This window comes from Exiguobacterium algae, assembly GCF_018617875.1.
Lineage (GTDB): Bacteria > Bacillota > Bacilli > Exiguobacteriales > Exiguobacteriaceae > Exiguobacterium > Exiguobacterium algae.
Genome location: NZ_JACSKZ010000001.1, coordinates 169,400 through 185,689 on the forward strand (window position 1 = coordinate 169,400; position 16,290 = coordinate 185,689).

General features: G+C 51.4%; 16 protein-coding genes and 1 pseudogene. 7 read left to right on the forward strand and 10 right to left on the reverse strand.

What is annotated here, in order from left to right:
* Window positions 1-43: 43 nt before the first annotated feature.
* Window positions 44-640, reverse strand: a complete 597-nt coding sequence (locus tag KNP03_RS00815) for a TetR/AcrR family transcriptional regulator (protein WP_240544398.1) — start codon at window positions 638-640, stop codon at window positions 44-46.
* A 159-nt stretch (window positions 641-799) separates the two neighbouring features.
* On the opposite strand from KNP03_RS00815, the gene KNP03_RS00820 reads away from it, so the two are divergent.
* The 4 genes from KNP03_RS00820 to KNP03_RS00835 all read left to right on the forward strand — a co-directional run bounded on the left by KNP03_RS00820 (window position 800) and on the right by KNP03_RS00835 (window position 3,555).
* A complete protein-coding gene (locus KNP03_RS00820) occupies window positions 800-1,618 on the forward strand; it encodes a hypothetical protein (protein WP_214823926.1) in 819 nt (272 codons plus the stop codon).
* Between the two features lie 80 nt (window positions 1,619-1,698).
* Window positions 1,699-2,637, forward strand: a complete 939-nt coding sequence (locus KNP03_RS00825) for a DUF5692 family protein (protein ID WP_214823928.1) — start codon at window positions 1,699-1,701, stop codon at window positions 2,635-2,637.
* 126 nt (window positions 2,638-2,763) lie between these two features.
* Window positions 2,764-3,294, forward strand: coding sequence for a biotin transporter BioY (locus KNP03_RS00830; protein ID WP_214823931.1), 531 nt, complete (start codon window positions 2,764-2,766; stop codon window positions 3,292-3,294).
* Window positions 3,295-3,357: 63 nt separating this feature from the next.
* On the forward strand, window positions 3,358-3,555 hold the full coding sequence (locus KNP03_RS00835; protein ID WP_214823932.1) for a hypothetical protein: 198 nt from the start codon (window positions 3,358-3,360) through the stop codon (window positions 3,553-3,555).
* A 12-nt stretch (window positions 3,556-3,567) separates the two neighbouring features.
* On the opposite strand, the gene KNP03_RS00840 is transcribed toward KNP03_RS00835, so the two are convergent.
* The 5 genes from KNP03_RS00840 to KNP03_RS00860 form a co-directional block, all read right to left on the reverse strand.
* Window positions 3,568-4,431: a sulfite exporter TauE/SafE family protein gene (locus KNP03_RS00840; RefSeq protein ID WP_214823934.1), complete on the reverse strand. Its 864-nt coding sequence runs from the start codon at window positions 4,429-4,431 to the stop codon at window positions 3,568-3,570.
* Between the two features lie 70 nt (window positions 4,432-4,501).
* Complete coding sequence (locus tag KNP03_RS00845; protein ID WP_214823936.1) at window positions 4,502-5,389, reverse strand: alpha/beta hydrolase; 888 nt, start codon at window positions 5,387-5,389, stop codon at window positions 4,502-4,504.
* Between the two features lie 32 nt (window positions 5,390-5,421).
* Window positions 5,422-6,210 carry an AAC(3) family N-acetyltransferase gene (locus KNP03_RS00850; RefSeq protein WP_214823938.1) on the reverse strand — a complete coding sequence of 263 codons (789 nt, stop codon included), beginning with the start codon at window positions 6,208-6,210 and terminating at the stop codon, window positions 5,422-5,424.
* A complete protein-coding gene (locus tag KNP03_RS00855; RefSeq protein WP_214823940.1) occupies window positions 6,210-9,218 on the reverse strand; it encodes an AAA family ATPase in 3,009 nt (1,002 codons plus the stop codon). Before KNP03_RS00855 ends, KNP03_RS00850 begins: the two co-directional genes overlap by 1 nt.
* Window positions 9,215-10,321: an exonuclease SbcCD subunit D gene (locus KNP03_RS00860; RefSeq protein ID WP_214823942.1), complete on the reverse strand. Its 1,107-nt coding sequence runs from the start codon at window positions 10,319-10,321 to the stop codon at window positions 9,215-9,217. Before KNP03_RS00860 ends, KNP03_RS00855 begins: the two co-directional genes overlap by 4 nt.
* A gap of 107 nt (window positions 10,322-10,428) precedes the next feature.
* Here KNP03_RS00860 and KNP03_RS00865 point away from each other — a divergent pair, with 107 nt between their 5' ends.
* The 3 genes and pseudogenes from KNP03_RS00865 to KNP03_RS00875 all read left to right on the forward strand — a co-directional run.
* Window positions 10,429-12,159, forward strand: coding sequence for an ABC transporter ATP-binding protein (locus tag KNP03_RS00865; protein ID WP_214823944.1), 1,731 nt, complete (start codon window positions 10,429-10,431; stop codon window positions 12,157-12,159).
* Window positions 12,156-13,028: an NAD(P)-dependent oxidoreductase gene (locus KNP03_RS00870; RefSeq protein WP_214823946.1), complete on the forward strand. Its 873-nt coding sequence runs from the start codon at window positions 12,156-12,158 to the stop codon at window positions 13,026-13,028. Before KNP03_RS00865 ends, KNP03_RS00870 begins: the two co-directional genes overlap by 4 nt.
* 45 nt (window positions 13,029-13,073) lie before the next feature.
* Window positions 13,074-13,268, forward strand: a pseudogene (locus KNP03_RS00875) (DUF2188 domain-containing protein); the annotation flags it as partial.
* A 52-nt stretch (window positions 13,269-13,320) separates the two neighbouring features.
* Here the strand turns inward: KNP03_RS00875 and KNP03_RS00880 are convergent.
* The 4 genes from KNP03_RS00880 to plsY all read right to left on the reverse strand — a co-directional run bounded on the left by KNP03_RS00880 (window position 13,321) and on the right by plsY (window position 16,279).
* The gene (locus KNP03_RS00880; RefSeq protein ID WP_214823950.1) at window positions 13,321-13,965 is read right to left on the reverse strand and encodes a DUF975 family protein; all 645 of its coding nucleotides are present in this window, start codon (window positions 13,963-13,965) and stop codon (window positions 13,321-13,323) included.
* 70 nt (window positions 13,966-14,035) lie between these two features.
* The gene (locus tag KNP03_RS00885; RefSeq protein ID WP_214823952.1) at window positions 14,036-14,689 is read right to left on the reverse strand and encodes a copper homeostasis protein CutC; all 654 of its coding nucleotides are present in this window, start codon (window positions 14,687-14,689) and stop codon (window positions 14,036-14,038) included.
* Window positions 14,690-14,704: 15 nt separating this feature from the next.
* Entirely contained in the window at window positions 14,705-15,475 is a 771-nt protein-coding gene (locus tag KNP03_RS00890) for a DeoR/GlpR family DNA-binding transcription regulator (protein ID WP_214823954.1), read from the reverse strand.
* 186 nt (window positions 15,476-15,661) lie between these two features.
* The gene (gene plsY / locus KNP03_RS00895) at window positions 15,662-16,279 is read right to left on the reverse strand and encodes a glycerol-3-phosphate 1-O-acyltransferase PlsY (RefSeq protein ID WP_214823956.1); all 618 of its coding nucleotides are present in this window, start codon (window positions 16,277-16,279) and stop codon (window positions 15,662-15,664) included.
* Window positions 16,280-16,290 lie beyond the last annotated feature (11 nt).

The window sequence follows — 16,290 nt, forward strand, 5'->3', positions numbered from 1 at the left end:
CTATACCAAACCCTCCTCGAACACATCGTTCGAGGAGGGTTCTTTAACGTTCATTCAATTGATGGATGAAAGCGGGCAGTCCTTCCTCGAGCAGTAACTCGAACACTTCCATCATCTCGTCTACCGGACAGTCGTTCACGTCCAATAAGTATTGGAGCACGACTCCATCGACGGCACCGATCAACCAGGCACTGACCGCATGGTTCAATCGCGTCTCCTCGAGCCCATAAAGGTTGACGAGAATCTCTTCAATCCGATTCGTCCACTCCCTGTATTTTTCTTTCAGCTTTTCCTGAACCTCGGTGTTGCCTAACAGGACTTCGTGTGCGAAATGGTACTGCAGTCGGTTCTCGGCATCCTTTTTAAACCGTGTCGCGGTTTCCCGGACGATGTCCGCTTTCACTTTGTCCGCCTGGATGTCTTCTGACGCCATACTGTGCACAATCTGCGTGGAGACGGATAGACTGTCATCGAGCAAGTCGTATAACAAATCCTCTTTATTTTTATAATGATGATAGATCGCCCCCGTCGTGACGCCGGCTTCATCGGCAATCGCGCGAACCGTCGCCCCGTTCGCCCCGTTCCGGACGATCACTTCTCTCGCTGCCGCTAAGATTTTTGCTTTCCCGTCCACTTTCATCCCGTTCCCTCCATTCGGTCTCTATTCAGCATAGCATAATTAGAGAACTGAATAAAAACGTATGTGAACAAATTCACATTGACGACATCCAAAGACGGGTTTATACTAAAAACATAACAAGCGTTATGTTTGTTAAATCCCAATTAGAAGGTGAGAAGAATGACTGTTTGGCCTCATGTCATCACGATGCCGATGTACATTGCACTGTTGTTAGGAATCATCGTCTTCTTTCGAAAACACTACAAGCTCTCCGCCTACTTATGGCTCGCATCACTGTTGACGTTTCCATTATGGATGATGGGAAACGTGGAAGGATGGTTTCGTTGGGCAAAAATTGTAAGCGTTCTCATTCCGACGATCATTGTCGGCTTCTCTCGAATCGCCGTATACGAGAACAAGGAAGGTCCCGTTTGGAATTTCCTTAAAAAAGAAGAGTTCCTGTGGTTCTTCTACGCCATCCTATTCTTAAACATCGCAGAAGCGACGGTGAAAGATGCCACGCTCGGCAATTACTTCAATGCCGCCTGCGGATTTTTATTATGTGTAACTATCCCGTTTGCGCCGACGTTTTGGAAATTTGCGAAGGAAGGGCACGCCGAACTCCTCGCCTATACGACTGGCTCCTGGAACTTCATCTATACATCCTGGAATGCTTGTTTCGTCTACGCCGAATCACCCGTGTATTTCGCGAGTTCGGTCTGTATCTTGCTCGCTGCAGAACTCTATCCGCTCCTCAAAAAGCGTCCGGAACTTTATATCACCGCTCGGATTTACACCCTTGCCGCCCACCTGCTCATCCGTGCCTGCTATGATATCTTCCCGGACATCATGAATTCAAGTTCATGGTTCAGCGCGGACGTCTTAGCGACATGGGGCATGATCAACTTCGTGATCATCGTGCCGTACGTGTTCTGGCACATGTGGCAACTTCATAACAATCAGGCCATGTTCACGTTTAAACGATTGAAAGCACAATGAATACATTCCTGAGAAATGGGGTTCACTTGCCCTAACTTGCTCAACATTACACAATCACATGTCAAAAGGAGTGAAGCATCATGGGAATATTATATGAACCGATCGGGCTGACCGGTTGGGGCATCGGCTTGTTCGTCTTGTTCGCGTTGATGGCGTTCAATGAGTTCAGCCGGACGACGAAATGGGGTGGAATCACCCTCTTCCTGATCGTCCCGGTCGTCTTGACGATCTTTGTTTGGCCGACGACCGCGGCACCCGGTAACGAGTATGGGACCGGAACTTGGTTCAACTGGGTGAAAACGTACTCGGCACTTGCCGGGTGTCTAGGATTCATGGCCATCCGCTACTATCCGTCCCTGCTTAAGAAAAAGTGGGTCCTCCTCTTTCCGCCGGGAATACTCGCTTTAAACATATTAGAAGCATGCATCCGTGATTTCCAAGTCTATTTTTACAACGTGCCCGACGGTGCTTATATCGACAACCTATGGGTCATGTCGGGACCCTGGAACCTGATGAACGGCATTGCCGGATTATTGAACATCATTGCAATCTGTGGCTGGGTCGGCATTACGGTCTCAAAAGATCGCTCCAAAGATATGATTTGGCCCGATATGATCTGGCCGTGGATCATCGCATATGACCTTTGGAATTTCGCATACGTGTACAACTGTATCTCGGACCACTCTTTCTATGCCGGTCTCATCTTATTGCTCTCTTGTACGATTCCGACGTTCTTTATTAAAAAAGGTGCGTGGTTACAGCATCGCGCCCATACGCTCGCTCTCTGGATTATGTTTGTCATGACCATTCCTGCTTTTGCGGACCGTCTCGCACCGGTCCCATCGACCCATGACCCACGTGCCTTCTTTGTCGTCAGTCTGATTTCCTTACTCTCAAACGTCGCCCTCGTGGTGTATCAGTTCATCCGAATCCGGAAGCGGCAATTGAACCCGCTCCGTGACGAGATTTATCAAGACACGAAAGCGTATCAAACGGCCTTGACAGAGAACGGACTATAAAAATCGAAATGACGAATGCTTCTGGCGTTCGTCATTTTTGTTACCTGATCCTAATTCCTGCTTGTCCCCTTCCGTATTTTGTGTTAACTTTATTATTGTTAACGTTAACTGAAAAGGGGTTTACATATGAAAATTCAAGACATGACACAAATCGCGGTCGGGGCAGCCTTACTCGCGAGCATCAGTTTTATTGAAATTCCGATTGGACCCGTTCCGATTACATTGCAGACACTGGGCATCATGACCCTTGCCGGTATCCTCGGGGCGCGAAAAGGATTCTTGACGGTCGTCGTCTACCTCCTGCTCGGATTGATCGGCCTTCCTGTCTTGAGCGGTCAAGGAGGATTGGCCCCGTTCGTCGGTCCGACGGTCGGTTATCTGCTCGCCTTCCCGATTGCCGCCTATTTGATCGGTTGGTTCAGCGAACGTCATCGCTCCGTGATGGCATTGATCGGTTATAACGCTTTGTTCGGACTTGGCTTTGTGTATGTGCTAGGGAGTCTCGGTCTCGAGTTCATGCTCGGGATGACGTTTTTAGACGCCCTAAAAATTAATCTTCCATTCATCATCGGAGATCTCTTAAAAGCCGTGCTCGCAGCCGTGATTGTGGTCAAGGTCTCGTCCAATCAACAGATGCGCCGGACACTCGCTTCCTGATTTTGTGACGTTTCAGCGAACACCTTCCGTGGAACTTATATAGTATGGAAGGGGGGTGTCCTTATGAGCGACTCAACGTTTAAAAAGCGCTTGATGAAAGCGACCCACATCCACCCACGCTCCAGTGAAGGACAAAAACGCGGGAAAGACGAAACGCGGCACGAAAAACGCGACACGCAGGCATTTGAACGCCGATTGCGTGAAGCAAAAAGTAAAGTCGGAGAGATTCAGGAAAACATTGACCATATTTCGAGACGCTAAAAACCCGTCAATTCATTTTGACGGGTTTTTCTTATTTTTCGGTTGAATGACCAATGTGGCGATGAATAAGAGTGCCAGGACGACCAGCAGCGTAAGCGATACCGTGTTCCATCCCAACAGATTCAAGCCGACACTGACCGCGACGGTCATATAAAAACCGCCGAGTGCCTTTTTCACATGTTGTGAGCTGAAACGATGTAACTGCTTCGCACCGAACGGTGAGCCGATCATCGCGCCGGCGATCAAGGCGGCACCATGCCAGTAATTCGTCTCCGCTCCTGCGACCGCATAACTGATCACGCCCGACATGACGATGAGCAGGGCGGCCGAGATACTTGTGCCCACTGCGCGCTTCATCTCCGTGTTCAACAGCTTCACTTGGAGCGGCGTGAGGACAAATCCACCACTGACACCCATCAAAGAAGAAATGAACCCGGCGAATAAACCGATCAAGCCGAGTCGTGGCACCGTTGCCGTGCCTACACTCCCTTCAACATGCTGTTTCGAGCGGAAGAATGACACTGCGAAGTAAGTCAACAAGGCGATGTAGACGAGTGAAATGATGAGCGTCGCCCCGTCCACCCCTTCTAAATAGAAGACGAGCGGCGTCGCAATCCATGTCCCGGCGATCCCGAACGCTCCGATCCAGGCGGCATGCTTCACGTTCACGTTGCGTAAACGGATGTGCGAGATCGTACCGGCTGTCGTCGAGCCGAGTGTCAGCATCAAACTTAAGGCAATGGCAGCGCTGGCCTCATAACCGAAAACGAGAAGGAGTGGCGTCAATAAAATTCCGCCACCGATGCCGAAGAACCCGCTCAAAATCCCGATGAGCGTCCCGAGCATCAAAAATTGTAAAACTTGAAAAATATCCATATTCAGCCCTTCTTTCGTTCCGTTTCGTCTGCAATCATACCAAAAAGGGGCGATGATTTCGCCCCTCCTTTTATAAAGATTGCTCTAAAAATTCGAAAATCTGTTGACGATACTCGTCCTGGAACGAACGATACGAACCGATATGCCCTTCGTTGTCGGTCACCCAAAGCTCGATTCCTTCTTTTTCCTCCGCCAACCGTTCACTTTCTGAGACCGGTATCGCATCGTCATCCTTACTATGAATCAGGAAGATCGGGGCATCGATTTTTTTAATGTCCTCGATCGGTTTGACGACGTCCGCATCGAGTCCCGTGAACCAAGGCGTCACTGTCATGATGACCGGTGTGAACGGGAAGTTCGGTAAATCGCTCCATACCGGTAAGTTAGTCTCCAGGTAGGCACGTAAATCACTGAACGGGCTATCCGCGATCACGGCAGCGACCTCGATATCATCCGCCGTCGACAACGCAGTCGCTGCCCCCATCGAGATTCCATAAAGAACGATCGGCCCGTCTGATCTGCCTTTCGCGTATTCGATGGCCGCCTTCAAATCTTCCTGTTCTTTGACACCGACCGTCACCCGCTCCCCTTCCGAGATTCCAGAAGCGCGAAAATCAAACGTCAAAAAATTGTACCCTTGTTCGTGGAACTCCGGGATCAACTCTTTGAGCGGCAAGTCATTTTGTTCACGGTTTTTCCCATATCCGTGAGCGAAAACGACTGTCGCGCGCGGAGTCGGGTGCGGGATCCACCATCCATACAAGTCATACCCTTCCTCGGACTGGATGGTCACATTCTCATATTTCAAGCCGAGTGATTTCGGTGTATACGTCAACGTCTCACGCTCAGGCGTTGTCAGCTGATCTCCGACATGTGCCGAGATGCCTCCGATTGTCACGCCAACTCCAATGAGCACCACGATCAAAGCAATCCATAAAAACTTGATCCATCGATTCATCTCAAACTTCCCCTCTTCATGTATTCAGTGCATTATCTGAGCCAATTCCGCAACGCGATGATCGCATGTTGGACCGGCTCCCATGTGCTTGAAGGGATCAGATAACACGTCCCTCCACCGACATGAAACGTTTGAACGTTTTTTTGTTTTACGATGTTCTCCCCGATGGCGCCGAACGGGTCGCTGTTGACATCGATATGCTCAAACGTCTTCCACACCCGTTCCCCTCGTCCTTCCATCGCACAACCAAACGACCTGATCGGACTGTCGATTCCATACTCGGCGTAGTGCCACAGGGTGGTCGAGTCGAGTGGTGACCCGAGATGGAGCACGCGTGCGTCTAAATCGATCATGCGCTCAATCGGAGAGCCCGGACCGAATCCGACGTCGATCGAATGCCCGGAAACGAGCTGTTCGGCACCGTTCCCCCACGCTGCAACCGACCACATCGGATGCTCACTGCGGAAAACGCCAGGGAATGTTCTGAACAGTTCGGCCGTCTTCCCAATTCCCCGTGTCGGTGTTTTTAGCGGGTCATAGGCCGGCATCTCCCGGCGAATTGTCTCCCACCACTCTTCAGGCACCGGAGGGTTCATCCATTCTGCGGGATCCGAGTTGTCTGTGCTCTGTGCCGGCATCATGAGTACCCCTTCGCTTCCGACCACCTCTTGTAACGCCTCGATCACCGCTTGAGGTCCGCCGCACACATAGCCGAGTTGTGACAGGGACACGTGCACGAACAGAGCATCCCCCCGTTTGATGCCAATCTCTTTCAGTTTTTCTACGAGACCGGACTTCGTCACCATCTGTTTCAATTTCATCACTCCACGATAAGTTGGATCGTAGACCCACTTCTTGATTTCTTCACTTCGATTCGCGCATCCACACGGTCTTTCAATTCTTGTACGTGACTGATGACCCCGACGAGACGTCCGCTCGACTGTAGGGACATTAACAGTTCAATGGCCTGGTCAAGCGATTCGGCATCTAATGTCCCGAACCCTTCATCGATCAGCATCGTCTCCAGGCTGACCCCGCCACTCAATTGTTGGACGACCTCAGCCAGTCCGAGTGCGAGAGATAAGGACGCCTTGAAGCCTTCCCCGCCCGAGAGGTTTTGTACACGTCTGGTCTGACCCGTATAGGCGTCAAAGACTAATAATTCGAGACCAGACTTCGCATTTCCTTTCGCCGTCTCCATTTTTCGCTCCAATCGGAATTGACCGCTCGTCATCTGGTCAAGATGGATGTTGGCCGCATGGAGGATTTGGTCGAAAAATGCCGTCTGAACGTACGTCTCAAATGTCATCTTCTGTGGGTTGAACCCTTTTCCGGTGTCGGCAATCAGCTTGATTGTTTCAAGTTTTTTCTCTTCTTCTGCCGTTTCCGCACGAAGCTTTGTCCACTCGCTGACGATCTGTCGATGGCGGGATAAGGTCGATGTCGCCGTGACCAGTTCTTTTGACGTGTGTTCATACTGCTCATTCACTTGTCTTAACTGTTCCGTCACGACTGTGAGGTCCGGTTTTTCGATATCCCCGAGCTTTTCCTCGATCGATTGCAGGGTATGCGTCAAACGAAGCCCTTCCTCTTCTTCCTGTTGAAGCTGCTCTCTCATGGCCGACAGTTCATCGATCCGATCCGCAAGCTTCCGGTACATCTCGTCCGTCAACTCCTGCTCTTCTAACTTTTCGGAGTAGGCAACACGGGTTTTATTCAATTGAGTAGTCGCCTCCCGCAGCTGCTCCTCGTACAACGTGTGGCGCTCCTCCTCTTTCCAGGTCGCCTTGTTTACGTCCTCAAGCTCTTTCTCGTGCGCTGTCACTGTCCGTTCGAGTTGACGCACCTGTTCTGACAGCTTCTTCTGTTCGTCTTTGAAGTCTTGTAGCGAGCCGTCTTCCATCTGACCGATCTCAGCCAGACGCTCCTGAATCGAATCGACACGCTTGAGCAGGTTTTGGCGCTCTTCAAACTGTTCTCGCTTCAATTGTTCAAGTCGCTTGATCTCTACAGCCATTTGACGCACTGTCCGTTCTTTTTGCATACGGTCCGACTCGGCTTGTTGCAATGTCGTGACACGTGCTTGAAGCTGTTCGATCATCTCTTTTATTGAGCCTTCTACATGGATTTCGTTCGCTTGGACCTTAAACTCCTGCTTCGCCTCTTCCAACTGCTGAAGGATTGAGCGATACTCGGCCCGCGCTTCATACAACCGACCTTCCAGTTCTTTCAGCCGTTCGACTGCCTGCTCCTGCTCTACGAGATCTTCTGTAGCCTCCTGGTGAGGCGTGACCTCATGATGAAGCGACCCGCATACCGGACAAGGCTCTCCTTCGACAAGCGTCTCACTGATCCGCTTCGCCCAAATCAGGCGTTCTGCCCGTTCAAACTTCGCCACGACGTCAAGTTGCGTCTGATGCCGTTTTTGTACGTGCTTCCCGTTCTGCTCACATCGCGTGAGTCGTTCGGTTAGCTCGATCTGCTTTTGCTCGAGCTTGTAAAGGGAACGGAGACGGTCTAATTCACGTTCTTTGTCGACTGCGCGTTCTGCCGGCGCTTGTTCGAGTTCCTGCAGGAGCTTCGTTTCCTGTTGTTGCAACTCACCAAGCCGTGTTTCCTGGTCGAATGATGCGCGTAGGTCGGCCTGTTCTCTTAAACGTTGCCGCTCCTGGATCAGTTTCGTACGCTCATCAAGATGCGGCAGCAACTCCTCGATCACCCGCAGGCGTTCGAGATGAACGTCCAGCTCTTTTTTCATGCGTTGCATCGTATCTTGATTCGAGACGAGGTTCGCCTGTCGTTCCTTTAAACCCGACAACTGTTTTGCCGACTCGATGCTTGCCTTGGTCAGCTGGTCGACGAGTCGTTCTGAATCGGTCATTCGTTCATAGGATGGTCGGACATGGTTCGCCGCCTCAAGTTGCTTCAATAATTCACGTCGTGAGGAACGTACGGATTCACCGGCTTTGAATGCCGCCAGCCGCTCACGGCTCGCGTCTCGCTCTTCGAAGAGCCGTAATACACGGTTCGACTCCTCTACTGTTTGCCGGACGGTTTCGAGACGTTTCGCCGCTCCCTGTTTCTCTTGATCAAGTGTCCCCACCCGTTCAGCAAGGGTTTGTTCACGCTCGTCAAGCCATGACAGTACTTCCTCGATCGGTCGTTCTGCAACCGCTTCGATTGCTTCGTCCTCAAGTTCAAGCAGTTTCAATCGCGTCCGCTCGACAGCCCATTCGACTTGTCGTCGATACTTACTATGACGGTCTGCCCAGTTCTCCTGGAAAGACCGGTATGCCTCTGTTTTGAAAATCGACTGCAGAATCTGTTGTTTTTTCATCGAGTCAGAGTCAAGGAGCTGACGGAACTGGTTTTGTGGGAGCAATAATATCTGACTGAACTGCTCATAGGAAAGTTGCAGGATGTCTTCGATTTTTTCTTGCACCTCGTTCACTTTCGTCGCGACCGGTTTCCAGTCCGCATCCCATTCATACAGCACGGCTTCGTGCGGGATCGGCGTTTTATTTTTCGGGTGAGGCTGCTGGGGCTGTCGGACGACCCGGTACAGCTCCTCGCGAATCGTGAAGGAAAAGTCGACCTCTGTCTTCTGTTCCGGTGAAGCGTATTGGCTTCTAAAGTCGCTCGGGTTTCGTAGCGCCCCGCTGGCACGTCCGTATAGAGCAAACGTCATCGCGTCGAAGATGGTCGTCTTTCCGGCACCCGTCCGGCCACTGACGACAAACATCGATCGACCTTCAAGTTTTGTGAAATCGATTACCTCTGTCTCGGCATACGGACCGAACGCACTCATCGTTAACTGTACGGGTCTCAAGTTGTCTCACCTTCTTCGATCATTCGTTTCACGTCCTCATTCGGACTCCGTCCATGGACGGCCTCAAAAAATTGCAAGTACACTTCTTCCACGGATTGCTGCTCGAGCGTCTCCCGTTTGAACGTCGATGTTTGTTCCTGTCGACGCAATAAATCCAGCTCCAGGTGTAAAATGTTCGGATACACCGTTCGAAGTTTGGACATCGGGTCAAACAAGGCCGTTTCATCCGTCAGGACGATTTTCAAGTAGTCCTCAGTTTCTTGCTGCTTATAAAACGACGGGGCGATCAATTCGTCTAACGTACCCGTCAACTGCCTCATGTCCCGCTTGGCCTGTAACGCACGACGGCGTCTGGTCCAATCACCGTCCCACTCGATGACGTCGACCGATTTTTCATGATGGACCTCGGAGAAGGAATATTTCATCAAAGAACCACTATAGGCGATCTGCCCGTCCCGAATCGCATCCCGATTGTGAAGGTGACCGAGTGCCGTGTAACTGAACGGGTCGTACAATCCTCTCGCGACTTGTCCTGCCGTCCCGACGGACAGTTGACGTTCCGAATCGGTCTCGAGGCCTCCAGCGACGAAGCTGTGGCCGATTGCGACCGCCCCTTTCTCAATGACACCGAATCGGTCGATGACCGCCTCGACTGCATCGTGATGCGTCCGGATTGCATCATTTTCCAGAAGGTGACGGACCCGTGCCGGCTCCATGAACGGCATCGGGTAAAACGGGGTGCCGGCAATCTCAAGCGGACCCGCTTCCGGGTCGTACTTGCCGACGATATGTAAGCCGACCTGTCTCAATAGTTTTGAACTGTATTCGAGACGTTCCGCCGAATCGTGGTTTCCGGCGATGGCCACGACCGGGATTCCCCGCTCGAGTACCAGCTCACGCCACATCTCGTCCAACAGGTCGACCGCCTCCACCGGAGGGACCGCACGGTCGTATAAGTCACCGGCGATGATGATCGCATCCGGCTTCTCGTCATCGACGATGTGTAAAAAAGAATCGAACAAGACGATTCGTTGATCTTCAGTCATGTGACGGCCATGGACAATCTTTCCCAGATGCCAGTCCGCCGTATGAATCCATTTCATTTCACTTCACCTCTCCGTTCTAGTTTATCATTAATGACCGGTCCTGTTCGACGTCTTGACACTACAATTCGAAACAGCGAAAGTAATAGAGAAAGGAGAGGTGCTCGTTGGAAAATTCCACATGGCAAACCTTCATCCGGCTGTTCAAACTCGCCAATCCGCCGAAAGGTCTTTTCATCGGCGCGATCATCATCTCGCTCATTCAAGCGATTGCATCGCTCGCCATCCCGCTCATCCTGCAGCGTCTGGTCGACCGTTGGAGTATCGACTTGTTGAATCCGGGGCTCGTGACGCTATTCATCGTGGCGTTTCTCGTTCAGGTCGCCTCGAGCGCGATTTCAATCTACTGGTTACAAATCGTCGGACAGCGGGTCGTCGCCAACTTGCGGATGACGCTGTGGGGACATCTCGTCATGCTCCCGATCCCGTTTTATGATGGGGTCAAGTCTGGTGAGCTCGTCTCCCGACTGAACAATGATACGACGACACTCCAGCAATTGCTTTCCGAACAGAGCGTCCGGCTTTTGACCTCTCTCGTCTCCGTCGTCGGGGCGGTCATCATCCTGTTCACACTGGACTGGCAGATGACGCTCGTTATCCTCATCTCTGTTCCGACAACGCTTCTCATCGTCATCCCGTTAGGACGAAAACTTCGAATCATCGCAAAAAAGACTCAGCGTGAACTGGGCGATTTGTCCGGATTTTTTGCCGAGTTGCTGGGAGAGATTCGACTCGTCAAATCACAGGCTGCTGAATCGGAAGAAGTAAAGGCCGGAACGAGACGGATTGAGCGACTCTTTGACTACGGAGTTCGTGAAGGACGCATCCAGGCGATTCTCATCCCGCTCTTGAACGTCACGTTGACCGGAATGCTGATTGCAATCCTCGGGTTCGGTGCGTACCGTGTCTCGACAGGGGCGCTCACGACAGGGGCATTACTGGCATTCATGCTTTACTTGTTCCAAATCATCACCCCGCTCGTCACGATGAGTGAGTTTTTGACGAAAGTTCAAAAAGCACGGGGGGCGACCGAACGCATCTCCGAACTGCTCGAGGTCGAGCCGGAATCGTATGAGACGACTCCAACGCAGATTACACCATCGATGCTGACCTTCGACGACGTCTCATTCCAGTATGGCGAAACTTCCATCATCCATCGATTGACGTTGACGGTTCCGACGAATGCGACGACAGCCATCGTCGGACGAAGCGGTGCCGGGAAAACGACACTGTTCTCCCTCGTCGAACAATTTTATTTGCCTACTTCCGGTGCGATTCGTTACGGAGCGCGCGACATTTCAACTTACGGACGCGATGCATGGCGTCAAGTGATCGGGTATGTGGCCCAGGACTCGCCCGTCCTCTCCGGTTCCGTCCGAACAAACATCTTGTATGGCCTGAAGCGAGACGTGACCGACGCCGAAATCCAGCAGGCGTGTGAGATGGCGAATGCCTGGACGTTTATCGAAACGATGCCGGAACAACTCGAAACAGAGATCGGGGAACGCGGGATTCGCTTATCCGGCGGTCAACGCCAACGGCTGGCGATTGCCAGAGCACTGTTACGTGACCCTCAAATCTTACTGCTCGACGAAGCCACCTCAAGTCTCGACTCAGAGTCGGAACGTGTCGTCCAGGAAGCATTGGACCGTTTAATGCAAGGGCGGACGACACTCGTCATCGCTCATCGACTCTCCACGGTTCAACATGCTGACCAGATCGTCGTACTCGAGAATGGTCAGATCAGCGGTGTCGGCAAGCATGAACAACTATTGAAAGACAACGCATTATATGAACGCCTCGTCACACAACAACTATTAGGGGGACAATCCACATGAAAACAATCGGCTTTATCGGCCTTGGTGTCATGGGTCAATCCATGGTCAGAAACTTACAAAAAGCAGGATACACCGTCCAAGCTTACACACGGACAAAACAAAAAGCGGCTGATTTGCTTGAAGAAGGCGTCATTTGGTGTGACTCGGTACAGGCGGCCTGTACCGGTGCAGACGCCATCATCACGATTGTCGGCTATCCGTCTGACGTCGAGTCGATCTACTTCGGAGAAGGGAACATTCTCGAGTCGGCGGAAACGGGTACCCTCCTCATCGATATGACGACTTCTTCACCGAAGCTCGCCGAACGGATCGCGGAGGCCGCGACCGAACGTAGCTTACTTCCCCTCGACGCACCGGTGACAGGTGGTGACGTCGGGGCACGTAATGGTACCTTATCCATCCTGGTCGGGGGCAGTGAATTCGCTTTCGCCAAAGCAAGACCGTTGTTCGAGGCGATGGGACAAGCGATCGAACGGATGGGTGCAGCCGGAAGCGGTCAATATGCCAAACTGGCGAACCAGATTGCAATCGCCGGCATCATGATGGGAAATGCCGAGATGTTCGCTTTCAGTAAAAAGGCCGGTCTCGACCCTGAGGCGCTCGCCCGCACAATCCGCGGCGGCGCCGCGGGGAGCTGGACTTTAGAGAACCTCGTCCCACGTATGATCATCGAGGACTACTCACCGGGCTTCTTCATCAAACATTTCATCAAAGATATGGCGCTCGCCATCGAGAGCGCGAATGAAATGAACGTGAAACTCCCAGGCCTCGAGCTCGCCCACCGGCTCTATACGATTTTGGCGGAGAACGGCTATGACGAGAATGGAACGCAAGCCCTCGTTGAATACTATCTGCACCAGGACGTTTGAAACGAACGCATTGTGGAATTAGTAGGAGAGAAGGAGGCGGTTTTCGTGCCATGGAATATGAAAGATTATCCTGAATCACTGAAAAACTTCGATCCACTCGTAAAAAAGAAAGCCATCGATATCGCCAATGCCCTGCTCGCTCAAGGTTATTCGGAACAACAGGCCATCCCGATTGCGACAGAACAGGCGAAAAAATGGCATGAGCACGCGTCGGAGGAAGAGTTACAAGAGTTCGAAGACGCACCTGCTCCTAAAAAATCAGATACGCACGCAACGTAAACAACCGGTCGGATTATCCGACCGGTTGTTTTGCGTTATATGATGCCTTCAGTTCCAAATACAAACCGGAAAGGGCGGTCTGTAGATACGGCGTCACGAAAATATAAGCGAGTCCGCTCGTCAACAGGACGAGGGCGTACCACCCGATGAAACTTGCAAATAGTTTCAGCATCGTCCCTTTCTTTCCTTTCATCAAGTACCTGCTTTCACGCATCGCATCGATGGCAGTCATTTCCGGATGGTCGCGCATGATGAACGGAGCCATCCGATACGTCAAGTAAAACCAGACGCCAGGTACGATCAGGAGTAACATCAACACATTTAACCCGAGATAAAACAGGGCATAATACGTCACAGAACGCATATATTCCTTTAACGAGCCGAACGCTTCAAACAAAAGCCCGAACGACGGTTTCTCATCTTTGGCCACTTGGAGGAATACCCAGTTCTTTCCGAGTTCGATTGGAGCGAGCAGGACGGTCGCGGCATACAATAACCCGATCGATGAGAATAGAACGCCAGGGTCACTTGAAGTAAAGTCGAGTCGTGTCGTGATCATCGCCTGAACGACCATGACGGCAAGGACGACCAGGATCGAGATTCCCCACTTCCCAGAGAGCATGCGGAGCGCATATTGTTTATAAACTGTGGATTGCATGACTTCACCTACACTTGTTTTTTCTTCATTATAGCAAAAAAACAGTCTTTCGACTGTTTTGGACCTGGATTTACAATTCGAGTCCTATAAATTTCTCTTCGTCCAGCTTGCCGTTCGTCCGTACTCCGGACCCGATGTGGACCCAATTCAAATCGAGCTGTTCTTTCAAGAAAGGCAAGGTCTCTGAATCGATTCCCGCTGCAGGCAAAATGTTCATCTCCGCCTGCTCACTCATCTGCACCAACTGCTCGACTCCCTCGAGTGCGGTCGGTGCCCCGCCTGACGTCAAGACGTCATCCACTTCAGGATACTCGTTTAAGACAGTGAGGGATTCGAAAAGATCACGGGAGGCATCGATTGCGCGATGGAACGTCAGCGCCATCTCCCCTTTATGCTTGATGACCTCTCCGAGGACCCGCTCGTCGATCGTCCCTTCACGCGTCAACGCCCCGAACACGATGCCGTCCACCCCAAGTTCCCGGCAAAGTCCGATATCCGCCAAAATCGTCTCCACATCATCGTCATCATAATGAAACGAAGCCGTATGGGGACGAATCATGACATGAACCGGGATCGACACATGTTCGACGACGTTTCGAATCGTTCCAAAGCTTGGCGTAACGCCACCTTTCTCCAAATCAAACAGAAGTTCGAGACGGTCGGCACCGAACCGTTCCGCCGCGATGGCTTCTGACAAGGTGGTCACAATAATCTCTCGTTTCATCAAACTCCTCCTCCGTTAAGGTGCAAACCGCCAATCGACACCATGGCTCGCCAAGGCGATTTTCCATTCCTGCGGCTCAGGAAAATCTGAAATGATTGCTGTAATCGGTGAGAAATCAGAAATACGGTAACGCTTCTGTTGGTTGAACTGCGTATGATCGGTCAATAAATACGTCTCCCGTGTCTGCGACATGACCGCTTGCGTAATGTTCGCTAAACCGAACGCGTCACATGTGAGACCGATCTCAGCATCCACGCCTTCGACAGATAGAATCGCTACGTCAAACATGTATGATTTCAATTGTGCGAGGACCTGTTCACCGGTCGTCACGAGATGCTTCGCGTCAATCGTGCCGCCGAGCAGTTGAATGTCTCCCCCGAACACACCTTTGGCACGCTGTTCGAATAACGCTTTCGCGACCGCTAAAGAGGGCGTGACGACGGTCAGATTCTTCCCTCTCAACCGTACGGCCACTTGCTCTGGTGCGACACCATATCCGATGTAAAGAAGCGCATCATTCGGGATGAGCTGGAAAGCAGTATAGGCGATCCGACGAATGCCATCCATGTTTGAAGTCGATACGGGCTGGAACGACATGCTCTGATGCAACACAGCTCCCCCGTAAACCCGTTTGATTCGATGCTCTTTTTCTAATTCTTCCAAGTATCGTCTAATCGACTCTCCCGAAACGTTCAAGCGTTCAATCAATTCACTCGTTTTCACTTTTCCGTCGCGTTCGATCCATTCGACAATCTTTTGTTTTCTTTCTTCGCCGATTAAAGACACATCCCTGCCTCCTCCACAATAATTCATATCCTTTACCAGTGTAACGAACGCATGTAAATTTAACGTAAAGTGAAAGTAAAGAACGAGCAAATCCAACATGTTTTTTGTTGTTTTTTGTGTAAATCAACGACAATACACAAAAAGGCACGTCTATTCCAGACGCACCTTCACGTTTATTCATTCAAATCACTGAGATTTTTTCTGAAAAAGTGGAACTTTCGGTTCCTTGCCTGCGCGGATCCGCTCCCAGTTCGTTCGATGTTTGATGATGATAAACAAGGCGAGTGGCACGATCACAATCAAAGGCAACCAATCTTCTGTCAACAAACTGTATGTCGTCGCCGTCACGAGACCGACAGCCGCCGCTGCCATCGACGAGAGGGAGACCATTCTCGAGATGAGGAGCGTGACGATAAAGGTCCCGACGACCACGACGAAGAACCACGGGAATGAAGCCAGCAGGACACCGCCGCTCGTCGCCACCGATTTCCCACCTTTAAATTTAGCGAAAATCGGGTAGGAATGACCGACTACCGCCGGGATACCGGCTAACAGTAAGCTCATCTCACTTCCGAACAGGAGCGGAAGGAGCGCGGCGACGAGACCTTTGCCCATATCACCCAGAAGGACGAGGATCCCCGCCTTCTTCCCGAGTACACGGAAGGTGTTCGTCGTGCCTAAGTTCCCACTCCCATGCTCACGCACATCCACCCGATACCCGACTTTTCCGATAATCAGGGCAAACGGAATGGAACCGAGCAAATAGCTCAGAATTACAATAATTAGTTCATTTACATAAGGCATCGCAAATTCCC